The organism is Treponema sp. R8-4-B8, from assembly GCF_054786175.1.
Window position 1 is genome coordinate 1 of record NZ_BDHE01000151.1, and the last position, 851, is coordinate 851.

Below are 851 nucleotides of genomic sequence, written 5' to 3' on the forward strand. Positions count from 1 at the left end.
CCGAGCCGGAATGTATGCCAATCGTGAAGTTACTCTTATGTATTGGGAAATAGGGCGTTACATAGGTTCGGTTTTACTTGGCGGAGAACGAGCCGAATATGGGAGGAGAATTGTTGCGACACTGTCGCAACAATTAGTAAAAAAATACGGTTCTGGTTATGAATTACGGAATTTGCGGCGAATGGTTCAATTTGCTGAATTGTTCCCAGATTTATCAATTGTGTCGCCGCTGGCGACACAATTAAGCTGGTCTCACTTTATCGAAATTTTACCGTTGGAAACAGAAAAAGCAAGACTATTTTATGCACATGAAGCAGCGACACGACATTTAGGGAAAATGGAACTTCGTAATCAAATCTCCCGAAAAGCTTATGAACGACGGGAAATAGCCAATTCACAGTTAAGCAAGGAGTCTATTGTACCCTTTAATGTTTTCAAAGACCCATACCTGTTGGATACCCTGGGATTAAAAGAAAATTTTCTGGAAGCCGATCTCGAAAAAGCAATACTCACAGAACTCGAAGCGTTTATTTTGGAATTTGGTCATGGCTTTACATTCGTAGAACGGCAAAAACGCATGATAATGGATGATGAAGATTTTACACTTGATTTGTTGTTTTATCATCGCATACTAAAAAGACTTGTCGCCATAGAATTAAAAATCGGAAAATTTGTGCCTCAATATAAAGGACAGATGGAATTTTATCTAAAATGGCTCAGTAAGTATGAACGGCAGAATGACGAGAATGAGCCAATAGGAATAATTCTTTGCACAAAAGCAAGCCGAAATCAGATTGAATTGATGGAATTGGATAAATCTGGTATTGCGGTTGCGGAATACTGGACTAATT

Annotated in this window: 1 protein-coding gene; it reads left to right on the top strand. The window is 38.9% G+C overall.

The window, feature by feature from the left end; genetic code table 11:
• On the top strand, window positions 1–851 hold an 851-nt coding region (locus tag ACYVRA_RS07530), incomplete at both ends, for a PDDEXK nuclease domain-containing protein (protein ID WP_461252124.1).